Annotated in this window: 24 protein-coding genes; 13 read left to right on the forward strand and 11 right to left on the reverse strand. The window is 58.8% G+C overall.

Going from position 1 to position 22,624, the window contains the following annotated elements; all coding sequences use genetic code 11:
- Nucleotides 1-189 precede the first annotated feature (189 nt).
- The gene (locus FCH38_RS15195) at nucleotides 190-558 is read left to right on the forward strand and encodes a hypothetical protein (protein ID WP_174374257.1); all 369 of its coding nucleotides are present in this window, start codon (nucleotides 190-192) and stop codon (nucleotides 556-558) included.
- Here the strand turns inward: FCH38_RS15195 and FCH38_RS15200 are convergent, their stop codons facing one another.
- From FCH38_RS15200 to tsaD, 5 genes are all read right to left on the reverse strand, one after another.
- Nucleotides 559-1,203 (reverse strand): 50S ribosomal protein L11 methyltransferase, encoded by a 645-nt coding sequence (locus FCH38_RS15200; RefSeq protein ID WP_174374258.1) that lies wholly within the window; start codon nucleotides 1,201-1,203, stop codon nucleotides 559-561.
- 7 nt (nucleotides 1,204-1,210) lie between these two features.
- Complete coding sequence (locus FCH38_RS15205; protein WP_003504993.1) at nucleotides 1,211-1,654, reverse strand: EVE domain-containing protein; 444 nt, start codon at nucleotides 1,652-1,654, stop codon at nucleotides 1,211-1,213.
- Between the two features lie 6 nt (nucleotides 1,655-1,660).
- The gene (locus FCH38_RS15210; RefSeq protein ID WP_174374259.1) at nucleotides 1,661-1,954 is read right to left on the reverse strand and encodes a YciI-like protein; all 294 of its coding nucleotides are present in this window, start codon (nucleotides 1,952-1,954) and stop codon (nucleotides 1,661-1,663) included.
- Nucleotides 1,955-2,042: 88 nt separating this feature from the next.
- Nucleotides 2,043-3,026 carry an NAD(P)H-dependent glycerol-3-phosphate dehydrogenase gene (locus FCH38_RS15215; protein WP_174374260.1) on the reverse strand — a complete coding sequence of 328 codons (984 nt, stop codon included), beginning with the start codon at nucleotides 3,024-3,026 and terminating at the stop codon, nucleotides 2,043-2,045.
- Nucleotides 3,026-4,123 carry a tRNA (adenosine(37)-N6)-threonylcarbamoyltransferase complex transferase subunit TsaD gene (gene tsaD / locus FCH38_RS15220; RefSeq protein ID WP_174374261.1) on the reverse strand — a complete coding sequence of 366 codons (1,098 nt, stop codon included), beginning with the start codon at nucleotides 4,121-4,123 and terminating at the stop codon, nucleotides 3,026-3,028. Before tsaD ends, FCH38_RS15215 begins: the two co-directional genes overlap by 1 nt.
- A gap of 73 nt (nucleotides 4,124-4,196) precedes the next feature.
- On the opposite strand from tsaD, the gene hemC reads away from it, so the two are divergent.
- The 6 genes from hemC to FCH38_RS15250 all read left to right on the forward strand — a co-directional run bounded on the left by hemC (nucleotide 4,197) and on the right by FCH38_RS15250 (nucleotide 10,245).
- The gene (gene hemC, locus FCH38_RS15225) at nucleotides 4,197-5,126 is read left to right on the forward strand and encodes a hydroxymethylbilane synthase (protein WP_174374262.1); all 930 of its coding nucleotides are present in this window, start codon (nucleotides 4,197-4,199) and stop codon (nucleotides 5,124-5,126) included.
- Between the two features lie 4 nt (nucleotides 5,127-5,130).
- Complete coding sequence (locus FCH38_RS15230; RefSeq protein WP_174374263.1) at nucleotides 5,131-5,871, forward strand: uroporphyrinogen-III synthase; 741 nt, start codon at nucleotides 5,131-5,133, stop codon at nucleotides 5,869-5,871.
- A gap of 74 nt (nucleotides 5,872-5,945) precedes the next feature.
- The gene (locus FCH38_RS15235; protein WP_174374264.1) at nucleotides 5,946-7,400 is read left to right on the forward strand and encodes a COG4223 family protein; all 1,455 of its coding nucleotides are present in this window, start codon (nucleotides 5,946-5,948) and stop codon (nucleotides 7,398-7,400) included.
- A 4-nt stretch (nucleotides 7,401-7,404) separates the two neighbouring features.
- Nucleotides 7,405-9,021 (forward strand): heme biosynthesis protein HemY, encoded by a 1,617-nt coding sequence (locus tag FCH38_RS15240; protein ID WP_153515518.1) that lies wholly within the window; start codon nucleotides 7,405-7,407, stop codon nucleotides 9,019-9,021.
- A gap of 14 nt (nucleotides 9,022-9,035) precedes the next feature.
- Nucleotides 9,036-9,524, forward strand: a complete 489-nt coding sequence (locus FCH38_RS15245; protein ID WP_174374265.1) for a TerB family tellurite resistance protein — start codon at nucleotides 9,036-9,038, stop codon at nucleotides 9,522-9,524.
- Nucleotides 9,514-10,245, forward strand: a complete 732-nt coding sequence (locus tag FCH38_RS15250; RefSeq protein ID WP_174374266.1) for a glutamine amidotransferase — start codon at nucleotides 9,514-9,516, stop codon at nucleotides 10,243-10,245. Before FCH38_RS15245 ends, FCH38_RS15250 begins: the two co-directional genes overlap by 11 nt.
- Nucleotides 10,246-10,257: 12 nt before the next feature.
- On the opposite strand, the gene FCH38_RS15255 is transcribed toward FCH38_RS15250, so the two are convergent.
- Nucleotides 10,258-11,490, reverse strand: coding sequence for an MFS transporter (locus FCH38_RS15255; RefSeq protein WP_149900505.1), 1,233 nt, complete (start codon nucleotides 11,488-11,490; stop codon nucleotides 10,258-10,260).
- A 137-nt stretch (nucleotides 11,491-11,627) separates the two neighbouring features.
- On the opposite strand from FCH38_RS15255, the gene FCH38_RS15260 reads away from it, so the two are divergent.
- Complete coding sequence (locus tag FCH38_RS15260) at nucleotides 11,628-11,918, forward strand: YggT family protein (RefSeq protein ID WP_003492418.1); 291 nt, start codon at nucleotides 11,628-11,630, stop codon at nucleotides 11,916-11,918.
- Complete coding sequence (locus FCH38_RS15265; protein ID WP_174374267.1) at nucleotides 11,915-12,226, forward strand: DUF167 domain-containing protein; 312 nt, start codon at nucleotides 11,915-11,917, stop codon at nucleotides 12,224-12,226. The genes FCH38_RS15260 and FCH38_RS15265 overlap by 4 nt, the downstream gene beginning before the upstream one ends.
- A 5-nt stretch (nucleotides 12,227-12,231) precedes the next feature.
- On the opposite strand, the gene ppa is transcribed toward FCH38_RS15265, so the two are convergent.
- The 4 genes from ppa to FCH38_RS15285 all read right to left on the reverse strand — a co-directional run bounded on the left by ppa (nucleotide 12,232) and on the right by FCH38_RS15285 (nucleotide 17,681).
- Nucleotides 12,232-12,765: an inorganic diphosphatase gene (gene ppa, locus FCH38_RS15270; RefSeq protein ID WP_149900503.1), complete on the reverse strand. Its 534-nt coding sequence runs from the start codon at nucleotides 12,763-12,765 to the stop codon at nucleotides 12,232-12,234.
- Between the two features lie 161 nt (nucleotides 12,766-12,926).
- Nucleotides 12,927-13,433, reverse strand: coding sequence for a GNAT family N-acetyltransferase (locus FCH38_RS15275; protein ID WP_149900502.1), 507 nt, complete (start codon nucleotides 13,431-13,433; stop codon nucleotides 12,927-12,929).
- Nucleotides 13,434-13,649: 216 nt separating this feature from the next.
- On the reverse strand, nucleotides 13,650-15,470 hold the full coding sequence (gene typA, locus FCH38_RS15280; RefSeq protein ID WP_149900501.1) for a translational GTPase TypA: 1,821 nt from the start codon (nucleotides 15,468-15,470) through the stop codon (nucleotides 13,650-13,652).
- A gap of 150 nt (nucleotides 15,471-15,620) precedes the next feature.
- Complete coding sequence (locus tag FCH38_RS15285) at nucleotides 15,621-17,681, reverse strand: M3 family metallopeptidase (RefSeq protein ID WP_174374268.1); 2,061 nt, start codon at nucleotides 17,679-17,681, stop codon at nucleotides 15,621-15,623.
- Nucleotides 17,682-17,925: 244 nt separating this feature from the next.
- Between FCH38_RS15285 and FCH38_RS15290 the strand changes: the two genes are divergently transcribed.
- The 3 genes from FCH38_RS15290 to FCH38_RS15300 all read left to right on the forward strand — a co-directional run bounded on the left by FCH38_RS15290 (nucleotide 17,926) and on the right by FCH38_RS15300 (nucleotide 20,075).
- Nucleotides 17,926-18,282: a hypothetical protein gene (locus tag FCH38_RS15290; RefSeq protein WP_336510803.1), complete on the forward strand. Its 357-nt coding sequence runs from the start codon at nucleotides 17,926-17,928 to the stop codon at nucleotides 18,280-18,282.
- 132 nt (nucleotides 18,283-18,414) lie between these two features.
- On the forward strand, nucleotides 18,415-18,873 hold the full coding sequence (locus tag FCH38_RS15295) for a MarR family winged helix-turn-helix transcriptional regulator (RefSeq protein ID WP_153515513.1): 459 nt from the start codon (nucleotides 18,415-18,417) through the stop codon (nucleotides 18,871-18,873).
- A gap of 5 nt (nucleotides 18,874-18,878) precedes the next feature.
- Nucleotides 18,879-20,075 carry a multidrug effflux MFS transporter gene (locus FCH38_RS15300; RefSeq protein ID WP_174374270.1) on the forward strand — a complete coding sequence of 399 codons (1,197 nt, stop codon included), beginning with the start codon at nucleotides 18,879-18,881 and terminating at the stop codon, nucleotides 20,073-20,075.
- A gap of 52 nt (nucleotides 20,076-20,127) precedes the next feature.
- Here FCH38_RS15300 and FCH38_RS15305 read toward each other — a convergent pair whose 3' ends face one another.
- Complete coding sequence (locus FCH38_RS15305) at nucleotides 20,128-21,351, reverse strand: argininosuccinate synthase (protein WP_149900496.1); 1,224 nt, start codon at nucleotides 21,349-21,351, stop codon at nucleotides 20,128-20,130.
- A 316-nt stretch (nucleotides 21,352-21,667) separates the two neighbouring features.
- Between FCH38_RS15305 and FCH38_RS15310 the strand changes: the two genes are divergently transcribed.
- Nucleotides 21,668-22,522: an SDR family NAD(P)-dependent oxidoreductase gene (locus tag FCH38_RS15310; RefSeq protein WP_174374271.1), complete on the forward strand. Its 855-nt coding sequence runs from the start codon at nucleotides 21,668-21,670 to the stop codon at nucleotides 22,520-22,522.
- Nucleotides 22,523-22,624: the final 102 nt, after the last annotated feature.

Here is a 22,624-nt window from a genome sequence, read left to right on the forward strand (position 1 = left end):
CGACAAGCATATTTCATGACCGATTCGAATTTAATCGATTGGTTCACGAATTTTTTTGAGATTTTTTTGCCTGAAAATAAAAAATCGAGTGTTTCCAAGATTTACACCCTCAAAATATTTACCTTTACGTAATTCAGGAATCGTGTAATTTACCTTTGATTAACCAAACAAATCCGGAGAATGAGGCTCATGTTACAGCGTCGAATCGCCGCTTTCGCCATGGTCGTCACGGGCGTCGTTTTCGCCGTGATGCCTCCTGTAATGGCAGAGGATTTTCAGGGCCGCCATCATTATCAGCACCGTCAATCACAGGTCAGTTTCTCCACCGATGGGCTGCCATCCACCCTCTCCGGCGGCACCTATGTCGGCGCGATATCGGCGCTGCGCGTTCGCGGCAACGGCAATTATTTCGCGGTAGGCGGTCGGCTTGCGCGAAACGGCGCAAACGCAACAATCGGTGCCCGGCTTGCACCGAAAGCTAAAATCATCAATGTCCGTGCCGAAACCGCCGGCGACGCCTGTGCTTATGAGCACGGCGTCTGCATCATCCGGCCTTAATCAGACGAAACGCCAGACGGTAGTCTTTTTCACTTCGCTGTCTTCCAGCGCCCGTGTCACCGGCACCTCATAGGTCGCCTCGGCACGAAGACGCTGTCTGGGCAGGTAGGCACGCCCCGGATCGCCCACAAGGACGCTCACGCCCTTCTCAGTCAGTTCCAGAAACCATGGAACGAGAAGTTCGGCAAAGGCGCGGTCGTAAAACACGTCGCCCGCCAGCAGAACATCCGCCTCAACCGGCTTGCCCACCAAGTTGATCCCGGTAAAATCGACAGCCACGCCATTAAGCGCCGCATTCAGCCGAATGGCCGTCTCCGTCCACGGATCGATATCGGCAGCCAGAACGCTGGTCGCGCCCGACTTTGCGGCGGCGATGGCGACCAGTCCGGAGCCGCTGGCGAAATCCAGCACACGCTTGCCGCACACGCTGGCAGGGTGATCCAGCACATAACGGGCAAGCCCCTGCCCACCCGCCCAGGCGAAGGCCCAAAAAGGCGGCGGCAGGCCGATCTCTTCCAGCTCCTCCTCCGTCTTCAACCACAGCTCATGGGCTTCGGTGGCGAGATGCAGGCGCAATTCCGGCACATGCGGCGGATGCATGATGGCAGCATTGTCGAGAATGAAGCGTTCGGGATCGGTCTTCACCGAAGGCTCAGTCCGGTGATTTCGGCGGATTGGCGAGGTTACCCATGCGGCAGACCTCCAAATATTCCTCTTCCGTCACCGGCTGCACGGAAAGCCGCATGGAGGTGACGAGCGACATCTTCTCCAGCTTGGGGTTGGCTTTCACATCCTTTAGCGAAACCGGCTGCGGCATATCGCAGACAGCGCGGATATCAACGCAGTCCCACTTCAGATCGCCTTCGGCAGTCGAGTCCGGATGCGACAGCGCGCAGACTTCAACGATGCCGACGACATCCAGCCCTTCATTCGAGTGATAGAAGAAACCCTTGTCGCCGATTTTCATGGCGCGCATGTTGTTGCGCGCCTGATAATTGCGCACGCCGGTCCATTCTTCGCCCGCTTCGCCCTTGGCCTTCTGCATTTCCCAGGACCACTTGAACGGTTCGGACTTGTACAGCCAGTAATTCGCCATGCCCGCTCAAGCTCCCGGATTGTTGAAGACCCAGTTATAGGGCTTCACATCGACGCTTTCGAACAGCCCCGCCTTGGCATAGGGATCGGCATCGGCGAGCGCCTTGGCTGCATCGATATCAACTGCTTCCACAATAACGAGGCTGCCATTCGGCTTGCCTTCGGCATCCAGAAACGGGCCGGCGATCTTCAGCGTGCCCTCGGCATTCAGCTTGTTCAGATGTTCCAGATGGGCCGGGCGTGTTTCCATGCGCACGTTCAGATGGCCGGGCTTGTCCTTGCAGATAAACGCAAACAGCATTTTCGTCTCCTCGCTAGAGCATGTCTCCCAAAAGTGTCAGCGGTTTCGGGACCAGGACATGCGTAAAAACTATTCAAAGGCCCCACCCTCATTCGGTGGTGATTGGCCGTGTCATCAATTGTTGCATGGCGCTTGCCACATCCAGATTGCCGTCGATGATGGCAGCCACCGATTCGGTAACCGGCATGTCGACGGCATGACTTTCTCCGAGCCGGGCCGCGACGGCAGCCGTAAAAGCACCCTCCACCAACCCGCCGGACATGTCCTTGCCTCCACCCCGGCCAAGCGCGATGCCGAAACGCAGGTTGCGCGACTGGTGGCTGGTGGCGGTCAGCACCAGATCACCAAGACCGGAAAGACCGCGTACCGTATCGGCCTTACCGCCCATGGCGACGATGAGACGCGACATCTCGGCAAGGCCGCGCGAAATCAACGCCGCCCGGGCGGAATCGCCAAGACCCGCGCCTTCGACGATGCCCGCGGCAATGGCGAGAACATTCTTCAGCGCCCCGCCAAGCTGCACGCCAATACGGTCGGTGGAGGCATAAAGCCGGAAGGTTCTGCCGGAAATCGTGGTCGCCAGCCGCTCGGCAACCGCTGCGTCTTCCGCCGCAATCGCCATGGCGGTGGGCAGGCCGCGCGCAATATCCGCTGCAAATCCCGGACCGGAAAGGACCGCAATCGGATGATGCGGCAGTTCCGCTTCCAGAAGCTCCGTGAGCAGGCGACCGGAGTTGCGGTCGATACCCTTGGCGCAGGTGACGATAATAGAGTCATTAGCCAGATAAGGACCATAATGACGGGCCGCATCCGCATGAACCTGCGAGGGCATGGCGAACAACACGATACTAGCACCGGCTAGCACATCCGGCTCGACCGAAAATTCAAGCGCATCCGGCAGTTCAACGCCCGGCAGGGTCGCTTCATGCACACGGTCGCTCCTGAGATCGGCCATCAGGGATGCATCACGGCCAAGCAGAGTGACGTCGTGCCGGTTTTCCAGCGCGATGACGACCGCAAGCGCGGTTCCGAAGGCACCAGCGCCGATAACGACGATTTTCTCCCGCTGCATCAGGCCTTGGCTCCCCTTTTACCGAAACCGATCAACGTCTCCGCATTGCCATCAAGTGGCCAGCGCGAGCGCGGCGGTATCTCCAGCGGATCGGGCTCCTTACCTTCCGCCATGCGCTCCAGCCCTGCCCAGGCGATCATCGCAGCATTATCGGTGCAAAGCCGATGCGGTGGCGCGACGAAGCGGAAGCCGTTGGTATCGCAAAGTGTCTGCAGGGTCTGACGGATTTCCTGATTGGCGGCGACGCCGCCGGCCACCACAAGAGCCGGTTCTCCATCAATATGTGGAAATTCTTGCTTGAAGCGGGCAAGGCCACGGCCAATGCGGTCTTTCAGAGTGCGTGACACCGCCTTCTGGAAGGAGGCACAGATATCGGCAATATCCTGCTCTGACAGCGGCGCAATGGCAGTTGCGGCCTGCCGCACCGCTGTCTTCAGGCCGGAGAAGGAAAAATCGAGCCTGACCTCGCCAACCATTGGGCGCGGTAGCGGAAAACGGTCCGGGTCACCCTTCGCAGCCGCCTTTTCAACGGCAGGCCCGCCGGGATAGGGGAGGCCTAAAAGTTTCGCGGTCTTGTCGAAAGCTTCACCAAGCGCGTCATCGATGGTGGTGCCCCAGCGCTCATAATCGCCAACGCCACGCACTAGCACCAGCTGGGTATGGCCGCCGGAGACCAGCAGCATCAGATAGGGGAAAGACAGACCATCGGTCAGCCGCGCCGTCAGCGCATGACCTTCCAGATGGTTGATGGCGTAGAGCGGCTTATCCGCAGCCATGGCAATCGCCTTGCCGGTCATCAGCCCCACCAGCAGGCCGCCGATGAGGCCGGGGCCGGATGTGGCGGCAATGGCATCGACATCGGCAAGGGTGACGCCCGCCTGCTCCAGCGCTTCTTCCACCAGCGTATCCAGCGCCTCGACATGGGCGCGCGCGGCAATCTCCGGCACTACGCCGCCATAGGCGCTGTGTTCCTCAAGCTGCGACAAAACGACGTCGGAGACGATCTCGCCACGACCGTCCGCATGCCGAACCACAATGGATGCAGCGGTTTCGTCACAGCTTGTCTCTATGCCGAGGATACGAAGAAAGGGGGTCATCAAATCTGTTCGTTCATTGCGATCATGCGCTGAGTTGGTCTAAGACAACTCCGGTAACAATGGATAGACGCGGATGCAAACAAAACCTTTCCGAATCGGCACGCGCGGCAGCCCTCTGGCGCTTGCGCAGGCTTATGAGACCCGCAACCGGCTGATGTCGGCGCATGGCCTGCCGGAAGACATGTTCGAAATCGTCGTGCTATCCACCAAGGGTGATCGGATAACCGACCGCGCCTTGTCGGAGATCGGCGGCAAGGGCCTGTTCACGGAGGAGCTGGAAAACCAGCTTCTGTCCGGCGAACTCGATATTGCCGTGCATTCCTCCAAGGACATGCCGACTATTTTGCCCGAGGGCCTGCATCTCTCCGCCTTCCTGCCGCGTGAAGACATGCGTGACGCCTTCATCGGCCGCACCGCGCCGAAGCTTCTGGAACTGCCGCAGGGTGCCGTCGTCGGCTCCGCCTCTCTGCGCCGTCAGGCTCTGATCCGCCGCCTGCGGCCGGATCTGAGCGTCATCGTTTTCCGAGGTCTGGTCGATACCCGCCTGCGCAAGCTCGAAGAAGGCCAGGCGGATGCCACGCTTCTTGCCTTTGCCGGCCTGAAGCGGCTCGGCAAGGAGAATGTCCCGACGGAAATTCTCGACCCAAAGGAATTTCCCCCTGCTCCGGCCCAAGGCGCGATCTGTGTGGAAAGCCGCATCGGCGATACGCGCATGGACGAGCTGCTTACCCCCATAAATGACAGGCCGACTTTTGACGCCGTGACCTGTGAGCGCGCCTTTCTGGCCGCACTTGACGGCTCCTGTCGCACGCCGATTGCCGGCTATGCCACCTGCGACGGCGAGGAGCTGCATTTTTCCGGGCTGATCCTCACCCCCGATGGCCAGACGAGCCACGGCATCGAAATCTCGGGCAACCGGATGGATGCGGCAAAGCTCGGCCGACAGGCCGGCGAAGAGGTGCGTGCAAAGGCGGGCAGCGCCTTCTTCGAAGGCTGGAGCTAAGCCGATGCGGATCGTCGTCACCCGGCCGCAGCGTTCGGGCGAAAGGACGGCCGCAAAGCTTGAAGCGCTCGGCCACGAGCCGGTGCTTCTTCCGCTGTTTCATCCTGCCCATCACGGCGAACGCGCCATCTCGGCGCTGTTCACCCCATTGGCTGCCATCGCGGTAACCAGCGCGGAAGCCGTGCGGGCGCTGGATACATTCAGGTGGCAGCTGGCACCGCATCTGTCGAAACCGCTTTTTGCCGTCGGCGGAGCAACGGCGCAAGCGGCGGAAAATACTGGCTTCAAACAGATATTCACCGCCTCCGGTGATGCCCTGGGTCTGACCGCGCTGGTGACGGAGCACCGCGCTCTTCTTTCCGAAAGGCAACCCCTGCTCTATCTCGCCGGCAGGCCACGTGGCTCCGTCTTCGAGGAAGGCCTTGCCGCAGCGGGCATTCCCTTCAGAACTGTCGACTGTTACGAGATGCTGCCCTCGGACATCGCCGAAAACACGCTCGAAACGGCCCTTCTCGACACCGCTGCCGATGTAGTCCTGCTCTATTCATCCGAAGCGGCACGGGCCTTTTTTAGCCATGCGTCGGCGGAAAAATATGTGGCGGCGCTGGCAGCGGTCCAATTCATCTGCATCAGCCGCAATGTGCTTTCTCTGGTTCCGGAAATTTTCCGCCTAAAGGCCATAGCAGCCGAAGAGCCGAGCGAGGCGGCGATGTTCGAACTTCTGCGCCAGGACTCTGGAACCTAATTGGCGTTCGCCCCTTTCCTTTGCCGCCGTCACTGACTAGGTTTAGATTACTGCAGGCAGAAAATGAGGTTGTCATGGTATCGGGAAAGCCGCCACGCCACTCCAAGTCCAAAGCCGAACCGGTCACAATCGACCTGGACGCAAAAGACGTGAAAGCAATTTCCGCCGATGGGGACGCTGCCAGGACGGACGAAGAGCCCGGTGACAAGACGCCGGCTGCGACGATAGAACCCAGCCTCCCGGAAACGAAGCCTGAAGCAGCAGCAGCAACCGGCAATCCGGCCCCCGTCTGGGACCAACCGAAGAAAACCTCTATTGAGCCCGAACCCAATGTCGGCAAAGCGGACGCCGCAGCCGCCGGGCCGAAGGCTGAAAGCCCGGGGGACAAGCAGAAAGAGCCCGGCTCACCGGCTCCTGTTCCGCCCAAAGTCGATGCAAAACCGATGACGGATACTGCCGGGACGAGCGCCGCCGCAACTGCTGCTGCGGCTTCGAAACCGGCCTTTGGCTCTACAGCCTCCGCCAGCACATCCAGCAATGCCTCTGCTGCCAAATCCTCGACCACAACCTCGTCTTCAGGACCGGCCAAGCCGTCCACCCCACAGCAGGCGGAGCGCAAGCAGGCGGCAACCTCCGGCCTGATCGCAGCCGGTATCGTCGGCGGCCTTATCGCCCTCGCCGCCGCCGGCAGCATGCAATATGCCGGTATCCTGCCCTCCTCCAATTCCGGAAGAGCCGGAAGCGATGAGATCGCTGCACTGAAAACCGATATCACCGGCATGCGGCAGCAACTCGCTAATGCCCCGGCAGCAGATACCTCGGCACTGGAGCAGCGCATCGCAGCCCTCGAAGGTGCAAAGGGAGAGGCCCCGCAGGTGGATGGGCTTGCGGAGAAAATCACCGCACTGGAAGGCGCCCTGCAGTCGGAACGATCCGCACAGGCCTCGGCAACGGCGGAACTGACACGCCGCCTTGCTGACGCTGAAACCAAGATCAACGAACCGCGCGACGATATCGAAGTCGCCCGCGCCATCGCGTCGGCCGCGCTGAAAGCCGCGATCGATCGTGGTGGGCCGTTCCTGACGGAACTCGACACACTCTCCAAGGTCACGCCTGACGATCCGGCCATTGCATCACTGCAATCCTTTGCCGCAACCGGCGTGCCGTCGCGTTCGGAGCTGATGCAGAAATTCCCTGATGTCGCCAATGCGATGCTGTCGGCCATCAATCAGCCCGATCCCAATCAGGGCATTGTGCAACGCCTGACCGAAAGCGCCTTTTCGCTGGTAAAGGTCCGCCCGGTCGGAAATATCGAGGGTGAGACACCCGAAGCCATGATCGCGCGCATGGAAAACAAGCTGCGCAATGGCGATCTGCAGGGTGCCGCGCTGGAATGGAACGGGCTTCCCGAGGCGGCCAGGACGGCATCCGCCGATTATAAAAAATCTCTGGATGCGCGCATCGAGGTCGAAAATCTGGTGGGCGGCACGTTGAACCGCGCCATCACCAGCACCGGCAGGCAGGGGTAAGGGCATGACCAGAATTTTGACTTTCGCCCTCATCGTTCTGGCGCTCGGTTTTGGTTTCTCCTGGCTGGCCGACAGGCCGGGTGTGCTTTCCATCGTCTGGCAGGGCCAGCTGTACGAAATGAGCTTGATGGTCGCCGCCTCCATCATCGCGGCGCTGGTTGCTGCGGTCATGCTGGTCTGGTGGATCATCAACGCCGTGTGGACCTCGCCCAATGCCGCCCGGCGGTATTTCCGCGCCCGCAAGCGTGACCGCGGTTATCAGGCGCTCTCCACCGGCCTCATCGCCGCCGGCGCCGGCAACGCCATTCTCGCCCGCAAGATGACGGCCCGCACGCAAGGGCTGCTCAGCGCCGATCAGGAGCCGCTGATCCATCTGCTGGATGCTCAGGCCGATCTCATCGAAGGCAAATATGACGAGGCGCGCCGCAAGTTCGAGGCGATGGCCCGCGATCCCGAAACCCGCGAACTCGGCCTTCGCGGTCTTTATATCGAGGCCCGCCGGCAGGGCGCTTATGAAGCAGCCCAGCAGTATGCCGAGGACGCAGCGGAAAAAGCCCCTTACCTACCCTGGGCCGCGCAGGCAACGCTGGAAAACCGTTGTCGTAATGGACAATGGGATGACGCGATCCGCCTGCTCGACCAGCAAAAGGCGGCCAGCGTCATCGAACGCGGCGAGGCGGAGCGACTGAAAGCCGTGCTTCTCACCGCCAAAGCCGGCGAAAAGCTGGAAAGCGATCCGATAGGCGCCCGCGAGGACGCCAAACACGCCCTCAAGCTCGCAAAGAGCCTCGTTCCGGCAGCGCTGATCGCAGCAAAATCCTATCTGCGCGAAGACAATCTGCGCAAGGCCGCCACGGTTCTGGAGCCGGTCTGGAAAACTGATCCGCACCCGCAGATCGCCGAACTTTATGTCCGCGCCCGCAGCGGCGATACCGCCATCGACCGGCTGAAACGGGCCGAGCGGCTTGAGAGCCTGAAGCCAAACAATATCGAATCCCTGTTTGCCGTGGCGCAGGCAGCGCTTGACGCCAAGGAATTTGCCAAGGCGCGGGCCAAGGCCGAAGCCGCAGCCCGCATCGAGCCCCGCGAAAGCATCTTCCTGCTGATGGCCGATATCGAAGAGGCCGAAACCGGCGATCAGGGCCGGGTGCGCTACTGGATGTCGCAGGCCCTGCGCGCACCACGTGACCCTGCCTGGGTGGCGGATGGCGTCGTTTCGGAAAAATGGCTGCCGGTCTCGCCAGTGACGGGCCGTCTCGATGCCTTCGAATGGAAAGCACCATTTGGCCAGCTCGAAGGCCCCGTCGAAGACCTGACAATCGAAAATGCGATTGCCGCAGCGCCCGCAAGGACGGAGCCGGTTGCTAAAACAATCGTTGTCGAAGCTGCTCCCGAGCCTCGTGCCGAGCCGAAACCCGTTCCCGCCGCACCGATCGAGGTCACGCCGACCGTATCGGTTCCGAAGGAGAAAAAGCCCGTCATAATCGAAGCGCCGGTTGAGACCAAAGCAGCAGATGAAAAGGTGGAAGCCGTGCCCTTCTTCGGCGGCGCGCCGGATGACCCCGGCGTCAAGAAACCCGGCGCGGAAGCCGAACCCAAGACCCGGCTCAAACTCTTCTGACGAACAGGATATCGATGCTCAACCGGATTCAGTCGTTTATTCAAAACCTCGTCGGTCCGCATGCGGATGATTTCAGCCCTGATGATTTGAGGGTGACAGTCGCCGCCCTCTGTTTTCAGGTGATGGAAGCGGATGGCACCGTCTCGAAAAGCGAGCGTGACCGCCTGCGTGGAATCCTGCAGGATTATTACCATCTCGATGCCCGTAAACTCGATGCTCTTCTCGCCGCCGGTCAGGAGGCCGGCAAGGAAGCCGTCGATTATTACCGCTTCACCACCGATATCCGCCGCCATCTCGATGAAGATCAGCGCGTGGAGCTTATTGGAATATTATGGGATATTGTTTACGCTGACGGCGAACGAAGCGAAATGGAAGACCATGTGATCTGGCGAGTCGCCGATCTGCTCGGCGTTTCCGTTCGCGACAGGGTTCTGCAACGTCAGCAGGCCGCCACGCGGTCCGGGCCGGCTGAAGAAAGCGAAAACCAAGACGATGCTGTTTGACCCCTCCAGGCAACAGAGCAAACAACCTTCCCTGCTAGTCGTCCTGCATCAGGAACGCTCCACGCCCGGTCGCGTTGGCCAGATGCTGGTGGAAAAAGGCTATCGGCTGGATATAAGGCGGCCTGCGCTTGGCGACGACCTGCCGCAAACGCTGGAAAAACATGCCGGCGCCATCATTTTCGGCGGCCCGATGAGCGCCAACGATCCGCATGACTATGTCAAAGCCGAAATTGACTGGCTGAAGGTGCCGCTGAAGGAAAACAAGCCGTTTCTCGGCATCTGTCTTGGTGCGCAGATGTTGTCCAAACATCTGGGCGGCAAGGTTGAGGCCGATAGAGAAGGCAAGGTGGAAATCGGCTGGTATCCGCTTCACGCTACCGAACACGGACGGCTTTTGATGCCGCATTGGCCGAAGATGGTTTATCATTTCCACAAGGAAGGGTTTGAGCTGCCGCGCGGAGCCGAGCTTCTGGCATCGGGCGAAACCTATCCCAATCAGGCTTATCGGTATGGAAAAAATGCTTGGGGCCTACAGTTTCACGCCGAACTCACCCGCGCCATGATGCACAGCTGGGTGGTGCGCGGCGCACAGCGTTTCGGCATGCCGAATGCGCAGGTCGGCAGCCAGCACCTTGAGGGCCGCATGTTGTTCGACACGCCGCTCCGCTCGTGGCTCAGCAATTTCCTCGATCTGGTTTTTGAAGGCAAGGCGCAGCGCTGAAACCCATCGCCATCAGTGCGGTGCGTCGAGATTGTCGATCTTGCGCAGCTTCGAAAAACCGAGCGCCCAGATGACCGCGACAGCAAGCGTGCCTGCTCCGCCGATGACGACGGCAGGCACCGCTCCCACGACATGCGCCATGGTGCCGGCGCGGAATTCGCCCAGCTCGTTCGAAGCACCCACAAACACCATGTTCACCGCATTCACACGCCCGCGCACTTCATCCGGCGTCCAGAGCGCGATCAGGGTTTCCCGCACATAAACCGACACCATGTCCGATGCGCCCATGACCACCAGCGCGGCAATCGACACCCACGCGGTTTCGGAAAGGCCGAACACGACAGTGGAAACGCCGAAGAGGCCGACACCGATAAACATCAGCAGGCCGGCATGGTGGCGAATGGGCCTGAAGGCCAGAATGACTGCAACGGTTATTGCGCCGATGCCGGGGGCGGCGCGCAAAAGCCCGAGACCCCATGGCCCGAGCGTCAGAACTTCCTTGGCGAAAATCGGCATCAGGGCGACGGCGCCGCCCAGCAGGACCGCGAAGAGGTCGAGCGAAATGGCCCCAAGGACAATTTTTTCCTGCGAGATGAATTTGAACCCGGCCAGCATCGTTTCGAGGCTGATGGCTTTCGCCGGGCCGCGCTGTTCCGGCTTGTGGATCGTCACCGCCAGCGTTGCGGACACGATGAAGAGCACGAACGCCACGATATAGGCGACGGAAGCGCCGAGGCCATAAAGCAGACCGCCGGCAACCGGACCGAGAATGGATGCCATTTGCCAGGAAGAAGAATTCCACGCGATAGCGTTCGGCAAATCCTCGACAGGCACAAGATTGGGCGCCAGTGATTGAACCGCCGGCCCCATGAATGCCCGCTCTATGCCAAACACCACGAGAATGGCGAAGACCGGCCAGGGAGAAAAGCTGTGCGTCAGCGTCAAGCCAAGCAGGGCGGCGGCGCAGCCGGCCGCGATCACCAGGCAAATGGCCATGATGCGCCGGCGATTGTGTCTATCGGCGACCGTTCCGGTCACGAGGATCAGAAGCAGCGATGGCAGAAACTGAAAAAGCCCGATCAGACCGAGATAAAAGGCGTTTCCGGTCACCTCATACATCTGCCAGCCGACTGAGACGCTGACGATCTGAATGGCGAAGGCTGAAAAAAACCGGGCGCTGAAGAAGCGACGATAGGAACTATGCCGGAATGCACCGAAACGGTTTTCGGCAGAAGGCAGGGACATCGGCTGGGTGCTCTCGAGAGAATATGAGACGTTTGCAATAGAGCGATATCACAAGAATCGCCAGCCCTATTGGCGCAACACTTGCCGGTTCACCAGCGAATGTCTAAATGTCTTGCAACCAAGATACGGAGATATTGATGCTTGCCCTGTTTCAGACCATCGATCTGGCTTTGAACCTCTATACGTGGGTGCTGATCGCCAGCGCCATTTTTTCCTGGCTTTACGCCTTCAACGTCATCAATTCCCGCAACCAGTTCGTGAATGCCATCGGCAGCTTCCTGGTCAATGTCACGGAACCGGCCCTGCGCCCCATCCGCCGCATTCTGCCCAATCTCGGCGGCATCGACATTTCGCCGATCATCCTGTTGCTGATCATCTTCTTCATCCGCTCCTTCATGTGGAACACGCTTTATCCGATGACCGTTTGAGCGGCTTCTGGCAGAAACAAAATGATCATGTCCGCCTGTCCGTTCGCCTGACGCCGAGCGGCGGGCGGGATGCGATTGACGGCGTGGAGCAGGATGCGGACGGACGCGCTTATCTGAAAGCCCGCGTCAGCGCCGTGCCGGAAGACGGCAAGGCGAACAAGGCCCTGATTGTTTTGCTGGCGAAAAAACTCAGGCTGCCCAAATCTTCCATCACCTTCATTTCAGGCGAAACAGCGCGTAAAAAAATCCTCCGGATCGACACCGACCCGGAGGATTTCGAAGAGCGTTTTAATAAGCTTACGGGTTAGACCTATCAGCCCTGCGCCTTGTAGCGCTCGATGGCTTCGACGATCAGCTTCTTGGCGACGTCGACATCCTGCCAGCCGCCCATCTTCACCCACTTGCCGGGCTCCAGATCCTTGTAGTGCTCGAAGAAGTGCTCGATCTGCTTCAGCGTGATTTCCGGCAGGTCGGTGTAGTTGTGAACCTTGTCGTAACGTTGCGTCAGCTTCGGAGCCGGCACAGCGAGGATCTTCTCGTCCTTGCCGCCGTCATCTTCCATGATCATGACGCCGATGGGGCGAACATTGATTACGCAGCCGGGAACCAGCGGACGGGTGTTGCAGATGAGAACATCGATCGGGTCGCCATCATCGGACAGCGTGTGCGGCACGAAGCCATAGTTACCCGGATAGGTCATCGGCGTGTAGAGGAAGCGATCGACGATCAGCGCACCGGCGTCCTTGTCCATCTCGTACTTGATCGGGTGGCCACCGACCGGCACCTCAACGATAACATTCACGTCATCCGGCGGGTTCTTGCCTATGGAAATTGCATCGATACGCATTCGCTTCCCTCAATTCATCGGGTTGGATTTGGTTTTCGATACTGGGAAAGTCGCCGCAATGCAACATGGCTTTGGGCGGATAAGGCAGAATGCAAGATTTGAGGGTATCGCAATTGGGCATGCGTGGCGCAAACGGGCATAAAATCCACCCGCAATTTTTATCAGTTCCAGACGAAACCAACCTTGCGCAGTGACTTGCCGCCAAAATCTTCCATGCCCTCGGCAATATCCCGTCCGCCATGCGAGCGGAAAAACCGATTGGCCACATCGCTGTCTTCAAGGCACCAGACAACGATGCCGTTGCAGCCAAGTGACGTCAGTAGTCTGCGCGCTTCCGTGAACAGCAACGAACCGAGCCCGATGCCCTGATATTCCGGGCGCAGATAAAGTTCGTAGATCTCGCCGTCATGTGGCAAACCGCGTGCGCGACTGAGGCCCAGCGTCGCATATCCTGCAACCACACCGGCCACCTCCACCACCAGCATGGTGGCAGACCCACGGGTCGCCTTCTTCCACCAGATTTCGCCACGGCGCTCCAGCATCTGCGTCAACGGCCGGTGCGGGATAAGCCCGGCATAGGCTTGGTTCCACGACAGACGGTGCGCTTCGGATATGGCGCGCGCATCATGCGGCTCGGCACGGCGAACATCGATGGATAACGTTTTCATAACGCGATTCTGGCCCCGGCCACGGAAACTTACCAGTCATAAAGGTTAACGCCGGCAAGCTTACCCACAGCCTATTCATGTGGACGACCAGGAAAAATTAACGCATCCTTAACCTTTCACACAAGCACCTTTCGACTCATGCACACATAAAAACGAATGCATAAAAAAACCCGGCTCGAAGCCGGGTTTTTTCAAATTCGTCACGACAAACCGCAATCAGACAGCAAGCTTGGCCTTTTCGAAACGCTTGCGGTCATTGGCGTCGAGGAACATCTTGCGCAGGCGGATGGACTTCGGCGTCACTTCCATCAGCTCATCTTCCTGGATCCAGGAAAGAGCACGATCAAGCGTCATGCGGATCGGCGGTGTCAGCTTCACGGCTTCATCCTTACCGGCGGCGCGGATGTTGGTCAGCTGCTTGCCCTTCAGCACGTTCACTTCGAGATCGTTATCACGCGTGTGAATGCCGATGATCATGCCTGCATAAACCTTTTCACCCGGCTCGATGATCATCGGGCCGCGATCTTCCAGGTTGAACATGGCGTAAGCGACGGCTTCGCCCGAACCATTCGACAGCAGAACGCCGTTGATACGACCGGCAATCTGGCCCTTGAAGGGCTGATAGTCATGGAACAGACGGTTCATGATCGCCGTACCGCGCGTGTCGGTGAGCAGTTCGGACTGGTAACCGATCAGACCACGGGTCGGTGCGTAGAACTTCAGACGAACGCGGTTACCGCCGGAAGGACGAAGCTCGGCCATTTCAGCCTTGCGCTCGGACATCTTCTGAACGACCACGCCGGAATGCTCTTCGTCAACGTCGATCACGACTTCTTCAATCGGCTCCAGCAGGGTGCCGTTCTCATCCTTGTGCATCACAACGCGCGGACGCGACACGGCAAGCTCGAAGCCTTCGCGGCGCATGGTTTCAATCAGAACCGCCAGCTGCAATTCGCCACGGCCGGAAACGAAGAACGAATCCTTGCCTTCGGCTTCTTCGATCTTCAGAGCGACGTTGCCTTCGGCTTCCTTGAACAGACGGTCGCGGATAACGCGGCTCGTCACCTTGTCGCCTTCGGTGCCGGCAAGCGGGCTGTCGTTGACGATGAAGGACATGGTAACGGTCGGCGGATCGATCGGCTGCGCGGTCATCGCTTCGGTCACGGACGGATCGCAGAACGTGTCGGCGACGGTGCCCTTGGAAAGGCCGGCGATGGCAACGATGTCGCCCGCATGGGCTTCTTCGATTGCAGTGCGCTCGATACCACGGAATGCGAGGATCTTGGAAATACGGCCAGTTTCGATCAGCTTGCCGTCCTGACCCAGAACCTTCACAGCCTGGTTCGGCTTGATGGAACCGGAAGCGATACGGCCGGTGATGATGCGGCCGAGGAAGGGGTTGGCTTCGAGGATCGTACCGATCAGACGGAACGGACCTTCTTCAACCTTGGGCTCCGGAACATGTTCGAGAACCAGATCAAGCAACGGCGCAAGACCCTGATCCTTCGGGCCTTCCGGGTTGACGTTCATCCAGCCGTCACGACCGGAACCGTAAAGGATCGGGAAATCAAGCTGCTCGTCGGTGGCGTCGAGGTTCGCAAAGAGGTCGAAGACTTCGTTGATGACTTCTTCATGACGGCCATCCGGACGGTCGATCTTGTTGATCGCGACGATCGGGCGAAGACCAACCTTCAGCGCCTTGGAGACCACGAACTTCGTCTGCGGCATCGGGCCTTCGGAACTATCGACCAGAACGATCGCGCCATCCACCATCGACAGGATACGCTCGACTTCACCGCCGAAGTCGGCGTGGCCGGGGGTGTCGACGATGTTGATGCGAACACCCTTCCACTCCACCGAGGTCGCCTTGGCGAGAATGGTGATGCCACGTTCCTTTTCGAGGTCGTTGCTATCCATCACACGCTCGGCGACGCGCTGGTTGTCGCGGAACGAGCCGGACTGCTTCAGAAGCTCGTCCACGAGCGTCGTTTTTCCATGGTCAACGTGCGCGATGATCGCGATGTTGCGAAGTGCCATTGTTCAAAATCTCTGAGGTTGGGCGCTACAATGATGAGAAACGCCAATTTAGTTTGGCGCGCTCATAACCTTTTTTTTGCAAATGCGAAAGGGGGGCCTGTGTCATAAGCCCCCTGCGCTCAGGTTCTAGCTGAGAATTATGACAGTCTCTTATACAAGGCCGCGCTTCAAAAGCATGGCGTCCGGGCTCGGCATCCTGCCACGGAAGGCGAGATAAGCCTCTTCAGGATCCACGGAACCGCCGACGGAATAGATATTGTCCTTCAGCCGGCGCGCCATCTCACCATCAAAGGCATTGCCGGTTTCCTCGAAAGCGGAAAACGCATCGGCATCCAGCACTTCCGACCACATGTAGGAATAATAGCCGGCGGAATAGCCGTCGCCAGAGAACACATGCTGGAAATGCGGCGTCGCATGCCGCATGACGATGGACTTCGGCATGTTGAGCGCGGAAAGCACCTCACCCTGCACAGCCATTGGATCACCGACATCGTCGCGGGTGTGAAACGCCATGTCGACGATGGCCGAAGAAGTGAATTCCACCGTGCTGAAACCGGCATTGAATGTCTGCGCGGCCAGAACCTTGTCCAGCAACGCCTTTGGCATTGGCGCGCCGGTTTCATAATGAACTGCGTATTTTTCGAGGATTTCCGGCACCGTCAGCCAATGTTCGTAAAGCTGCGACGGCAACTCAACGAAATCGCGCGAGACACCCGTTCCGGAAACAGAAGGGTAAGTGACATCGGACAACATGCCATGCAGCGCATGACCAAATTCATGAAACAGCGTGCGCGCATCATCCAGCGACAGCAGTGCCGGTTTTCCCTCAGCCGGTTTTGCGAAATTGCAGACATTGTAGATGATCGGTATCTCACCGACGGTGCCGTCCTTCAAGGGCAGCTTGTGCTGCGACTGGAACGAACTCATCCACGCACCGGAACGCTTGGAAGGACGGGCGAAATAATCGCCCAGGAACATGGCTCTCAAATCGCCTTTTTCGTCGCGGATTTCAAAAACCCGCACATCCGGGTGGTAGGCTGCGATGCCTTTTACTTCGGTGACGCGAATGGAAAAGAGCCGGTTGGCCACATCGAAGCAGGCCTCGATGATCTTTTCCAGTTGCAGATAGGGCTTCAACTCAGTCTCGGAAAAGCTGAATTTCCGCGTCCGCAGCTTTTCGGCATAATGACGCCAGTCCCACGGCAAAACCTCGTGGTTCCTGCCTTCCTCGGCAATGATGGCGGCAAGCTCGGCCTCTTCTTCACCGGCGCGCAGCACCGCCTTTTCCCAGACCTGACCCAGAAGGCCGTTCACGGCATCAGGCGTTTTCGCCATCGTATCGTCGAGCTTATAGGCGGCGAAATTCGCGTAACCAAGAAGCTTTGCCTTTTCCTCGCGCAGTTCGAGCGTGCGGTGGACAATCTTGCGATTGTCGGTCTCGCCGCCGTTTTCACCCCGCGCCACCCAGGCCTTGAAGGCCTGTTCGCGCAAATCACGGCGTTCGGAAAAGGTTAGAAAAGGCTCGATGATCGAACGGGAGAGGGTAACCGCGAATTTCCCGTCTTCGCCATGTTCGCGGGCAGCACCCGCCATCGCATCGCGCAGAAAACCGGGAATGCCGGCAAGTTCGTCTTCCGTGGAAAGCAGCAGCTTCCAGCTCTTTTCATCCGCAAGCACATTCTGCCCGAAGCTCGCACCGAGACCGGCAAGCTCCTCGTTGATCGCCGCCAGCCGCTCCTGCCGGTCCTTCGGCAACTTTGCGCCGGAGCGCACAAAACCCTTCCAGTGGCGCTCGAGAACGCGCTTCTCCTCGCCCGTCAGCGCAAGCGACTCGTGCTTTTCCCACAATGTATCGATGCGCTTGAACAGGGCCTCATTCATGCCGATCTTCGAATAGTGCCGCGACATTTTCGGTGCGATTTCCCGCTCCAATGCCTGAATGGCGCTATTGGTATGCGCCCCCGCCTTGTTCCAGAACAGGGCTGAAATGCGCGAAAGCTCGTCGCCCGCCATTTCGAGCGCGGTCACGGTGTTTTCGAAGCTCGGCGCCTGCGCATTGCCGGCAATCGCATTGATTTCCTGCTCGTGCGACAGAAGGGCGGCTTCGAAGGCCGGGCCGAAATCCTCATCTTTGACCGCATCGAATTTCGGCAGACCGTTGTGACCGTTCCAGGTAACGAGTGCAGGATAAAGTGCGGTCTTGGATGGCATTTCATCTTCCTTGTACAATTCTAGATTAAAGCCATATGGGCACGCCCCCACCGCCAATTCAATATCCGGAATTTGGTGTGGAATACGCCGATGTCTTCACGGCAAAGTATTGACCGGTGCCACGGCGACATGATCTGGTTTGTTGAAATAATATCCCATGATGGAGATATGTATTATGGAGATTTATTCTTTAAGGTCCTCTAATAATTTCCTTTTCAGGGACAATTCCAGAAACGCCAGATCCGTGGGCAATACCGATTTCGGCAAGGCGGCCAAATCCGACGCAGGTGCAGGCTTCGAGGAGACGGTGAAACGCATCGATTTCACCCGCCTCAGCCTGCGCGAGTTGCGCGAAATCGCCCAGGAATATTACGATGCGGGGAAAATCGGCCACGATACCTGGCTTGAGCTTTCCTCCGAACTGCCGGCCCAAACTCTGAACGCCAATGGCGAGGTAATCGACATATCCGGCGTGACCGATGATACGGATTTCGACTTCCTGTCGTATTTTTCCGACCGGGCCGAAATCGCCAGCTCCATCGGCACGACGGATGAGGCACAAAAAATGCAGGACGTCCTGTCTTTTTTTGCTTTGGCGTAACGATCTTCGACTATCTTGCTGAACATAAAGCAACCGAACTGACACATACTTTACTCGATTTTCGACAATATGATTTGCGTACCATTGCTTATCGCCCGGAATTTAGTAAGGCTGACTTACAAAAGGCGAAGCATGGGCACGAAACGCGAAAAAGATTCATTGGCATTTTTGCTGAACAGCGGCGCACGCCTGCTGAACAGTGCATTTGAGCGCCGCATTTCCGAGGCCGGGTTGGGCCTGACCCCCGGTGAGGCACGCGCATTGCTGACGGTTGCGGTCGTGGATGGCAGCAAACAGTCGGAGATCGCCGCCCGCCTCGGCATCGAGCCCATGACGATCTGCGCCTATCTCGACAAGTTGCAGTCCCTCAATCTCGTCGAACGCCAGCAGGACCCGCAGGACAGGCGCTCCAAACGCATCGTGCTGACAAAGGCCTCCACCGACATGCTGGAAGCCGTACGACTGGAAATCGACCAGCTCGTCAGCCACGCCACGCAGGGCATGAATGAGGAGGAGGTCGCGCTGTTCCGCAGCTTCCTGCAGACGCTTCGCAACAATCTGCAGCCGGAACAGCCGGGCCAAAACAGCTGATCGCAATGTCGTCAGAAACAATCATGTCCAGAAAGCGCACGGCAATACTCGGTGCGCTGCTGACGGCGCTGGCACCCATTTCCATGGCAATCTATACACCGGCCATGCCGGAACTGACACGGGTTTTCGCCACCACCGAGTCCGCCGTCAAGCTCAGCCTGTCGCTCTATTTTGCCGGTTTCGCCATAACCCAGCTGCTCGCCGGACCGGCATCCGACGCCTTCGGGCGGCGAAAGGCCAGTCTGTTCTTTCTTTCAATCTTTCTCGGCGGCGGACTGCTTGCGGTTTTTGCCCCGACAATTGAAGTCCTGCTCTTCGCCCGGTTGGTACAGGGCATCGGCGCCTCCGTTGGCATGACGGTGGCGCGCGCCGTCGTGCGCGACCAGTTCACCGGCGCTGATGCCTCCAGCATCATGAACCTCATCGGCATCATGCTGGCCGTCGGACCGGCCATGGGACCGACAATCGGCGGGCTATCCCTTGCAGCCTTCGGCTGGAAATCGGTGTTTTTCCTCATGGCCGGCCTCGGGGCCATGGCCATCTTCGCCGTGGTTGTCTTTCTGCGCGAAACGACAGTCCCGGACAAAAACCTGATCCGCCCCTGCCGTCTCCTGTCTGCCTATGGCACGTTGCTGACCCAGCCACGGTTTCTATTCGCCGCACTCGTGCTCGGCGGCTCCATCGGCGCGCTTTATGCGCAGGCCACCATGCTGACCTTCATTCTTATTAACGAAGTCGGCATGACCCCCACCGCCTTCGGCGTCGGAATGCTGATGCAGACCGGCGCTTATTTCTTCGGCTCCATTGCCTTGCGTTATATCGCACCGAAGTTGGGTGACCGGCGTTCGGTGATGCTCGGCCTCTGTTTTTCGGGCACCGGCGGTCTTCTCATCATGCTGTCAGTATTGCTGGTGCCGCCATCCTTCCTTTCCATCATGGTACCCGTGGCGGTCGCAACGGTCGGCATCGCTTTGTTGACACCCTCGATGGTGACGGCGGCCCTTGCCCCCTTTCCGCACATCGCCGGTTCGGCATCGGCGATGATGGGCTTCATCCAGATGGGATCGGGCTTTGCGGGTGGGACTGCGGCCTCACTCATCGGTTCCCCGCTGACCGGTTTTGGCATTATCATCCCGGTCATGGAATTCACGGCAGTCGCCAGCTACATCGGCTTCCGCATCGTCTCCAAAAGGCAGTCATGAAAAAACCCGCCGGCGTCACCGCCTGCGGGTTCCTGTTCTCATCTCAGCTGAATTACTTGCTGAGATTACGCTTGGCCAGCGTGCGAAGACGCAGCGCATTGAGCTTGATGAAGCCCGCAGCATCCTTCTGGTCGTAAGCGCCGTGGTCGTCTTCGAACGTCACCAGCGCGTCGGAATAGAGCGACTTTTCGCTCTCGCGGCCGGTTACCATGACATTGCCCTTGTAGAGCTTCAGCGTCACTTCGCCTTCTACATGTTCCTGGCTCTTGTCGATCAGGGCCTGGAGCATTTCACGCTCCGGCGAGAACCAGAAACCGTAATAGATAAGCTCGGCGTAACGCGGCATCAGATCGTCCTTGAGATGCGCTGCACCCCGGTCGAGCGTGATGGATTCGATGGCACGATGCGCGGCAAGCAGGATGGTACCGCCGGGCGTCTCGTAGACACCGCGCGACTTCATGCCGACGAAACGGTTCTCGACCAGATCGAGACGACCGATGCCGTTTTCACGACCGTAATTGTTGAGCGTCGCCAGAAGTGTGGCTGGAGACATTTCAACGCCATTGATGGAGCAGGCATCGCCCTTGCGGAAACCGACCTTGATGACGGTTGCCTTGTCGGGAGCAGCTTCCGGGGAAATGGTGCGCATATGCACATATTCCGGCGCTTCCTTGGCGGGATCTTCCAGAACCTTGCCCTCGGAAGAGGAATGCAGCAGGTTGGCATCAACCGAGAAAGGCGCTTCGCCCTTCTTGTCCTTGGCAACCGGGATCTGGTTCTGTTCGGCGAACTGCAGAAGATCGGTACGGCTCTTGAACGTCCAGTCGCGCCACGGCGCAATGATCTTGATGTCGGGGTTCAGCGCATAGGCCGAAAGCTCGAAACGGACCTGGTCGTTGCCCTTTCCGGTGGCGCCATGCGCAATGGCGTCGGCGCCGGTCTTCTTGGCGATCTCGATCAGGTGCTTGGAAATCAGCGGACGGGCAATTGAGGTGCCGAGCAGATAGACGCCTTCATAAACGGCGTTGGCGCGGAACATCGGGAACACGAAATCACGTACGAACTCTTCGCGGACGTCCTCGACGAAGATTTCCTTGATGCCCAGCATCTCGGCCTTCTTGCGCGCCGGCTCAAGCTCTTCGCCCTGGCCAAGATCGGCGGTGAAGGTCACGACCTCAGCGCCCAGTTCCGTCTGGAGCCATTTCAGGATGATCGAGGTGTCGAGGCCGCCGGAATAGGCGAGAACGACTTTCTTAACGTCTTTCGGGAGAGCCATAGTGATGTCCATCTGCATGATGACGGCATCCGCGTACCGTCATTTCCTTGGGATTTCGGCACTTTTACAGTGCAACCCGAAATGTGTGAAGCGATTTTCCGTAAGATACGCGACAAAACAATTGATGGGCGCATATGACGGCGGGTGATGACCGACCGCTGCCGATGGGAACGAAGCAATTGTCACATGCATTTAGAAAATTCGCGCTTTATCATGAAGCGGCGCGATCGACTTGAAGACCGTGAATGAAGCCACTCAGGTTCAGGCAACGTTGCAAACCGCTGGAAACAGCAGAAACGACGCGAAGGAGAAACCTATGACGAACATCCACCCCGCATTCAAGGAAGATAATGTCGCTGTCATAACAGGTGCGGCATCCGGTATCGGACTTGCCGCCGCCCGCAAATTTGCGAGTTTTGGCATGAGTGTCGTGCTCGTCGATCTCGACGGGGAAAAGCTCGCCGCAGCGCATGCGGATATTTTGAACGTCGCCAAGGACGGCGAAGCGCAGATCGTCGCCATCCCGACCGACGTATCGAAACTCGATGAACTGGAGGCGCTGGAGCGCGCCGTCATCCAGCGTTTCGGAAGGGTTCACGTATTGATGAATAATGCCGGCATCCAGCCAGGAAGCGCCATATTCGGCCCGCAGGCCAATTGGGAAAAGGTCATCAACGTCAATCTGATGGGCGTGGTGAACGGCAGCCGTGTCTTCGGCCAGGGCATGGTCGCCCATGGCGAGGCGTCGCTCATCATCAATACCGGCTCGAAACAGGGCATCACCACGCCGCCCGGCGATCCGGCCTACAATGTCTCCAAATCAGGCGTCAAAACCTTCACGGAAGCGCTTCAGCACGAATTGCGCAATATTCCGAACGGCGCGGCCTCCGCCCATCTGCTAATCCCCGGCTTCGTCTTCACCGGCCTGACCGCCAATGGCAGGACGGAAAAGCCACAGGGCGCATGGACCGGCGAGCAGACCGTCGATTTCATGATCGAGAGTATCAGCCGGGGCGATTTCTACATTCTCTGCCCGGACGGCGAAGTAGACCGCCCGACAGACGAGAAACGCATTCTCTGGGCGGCCCAGGACATCGTCCAGAACCGCCCGCCACTTTCGCGCTGGCACACGGAATATTCCGCAGCCTTCACAAGCTTCCTCAAGAACTGAATAGTCAGCCGCCGCGCTTTGAACGGTGTGGCGGCTCCCCATAGTCGCATCGCGCGTTGCGGCTCAAAAACATTGGCAGAAGCGCGAAATCGCGTTAAGCAA

The organism is Agrobacterium tumefaciens, assembly GCF_013337285.1.
Classification (GTDB): Bacteria; Pseudomonadota; Alphaproteobacteria; order Rhizobiales; family Rhizobiaceae; genus Agrobacterium; species Agrobacterium burrii.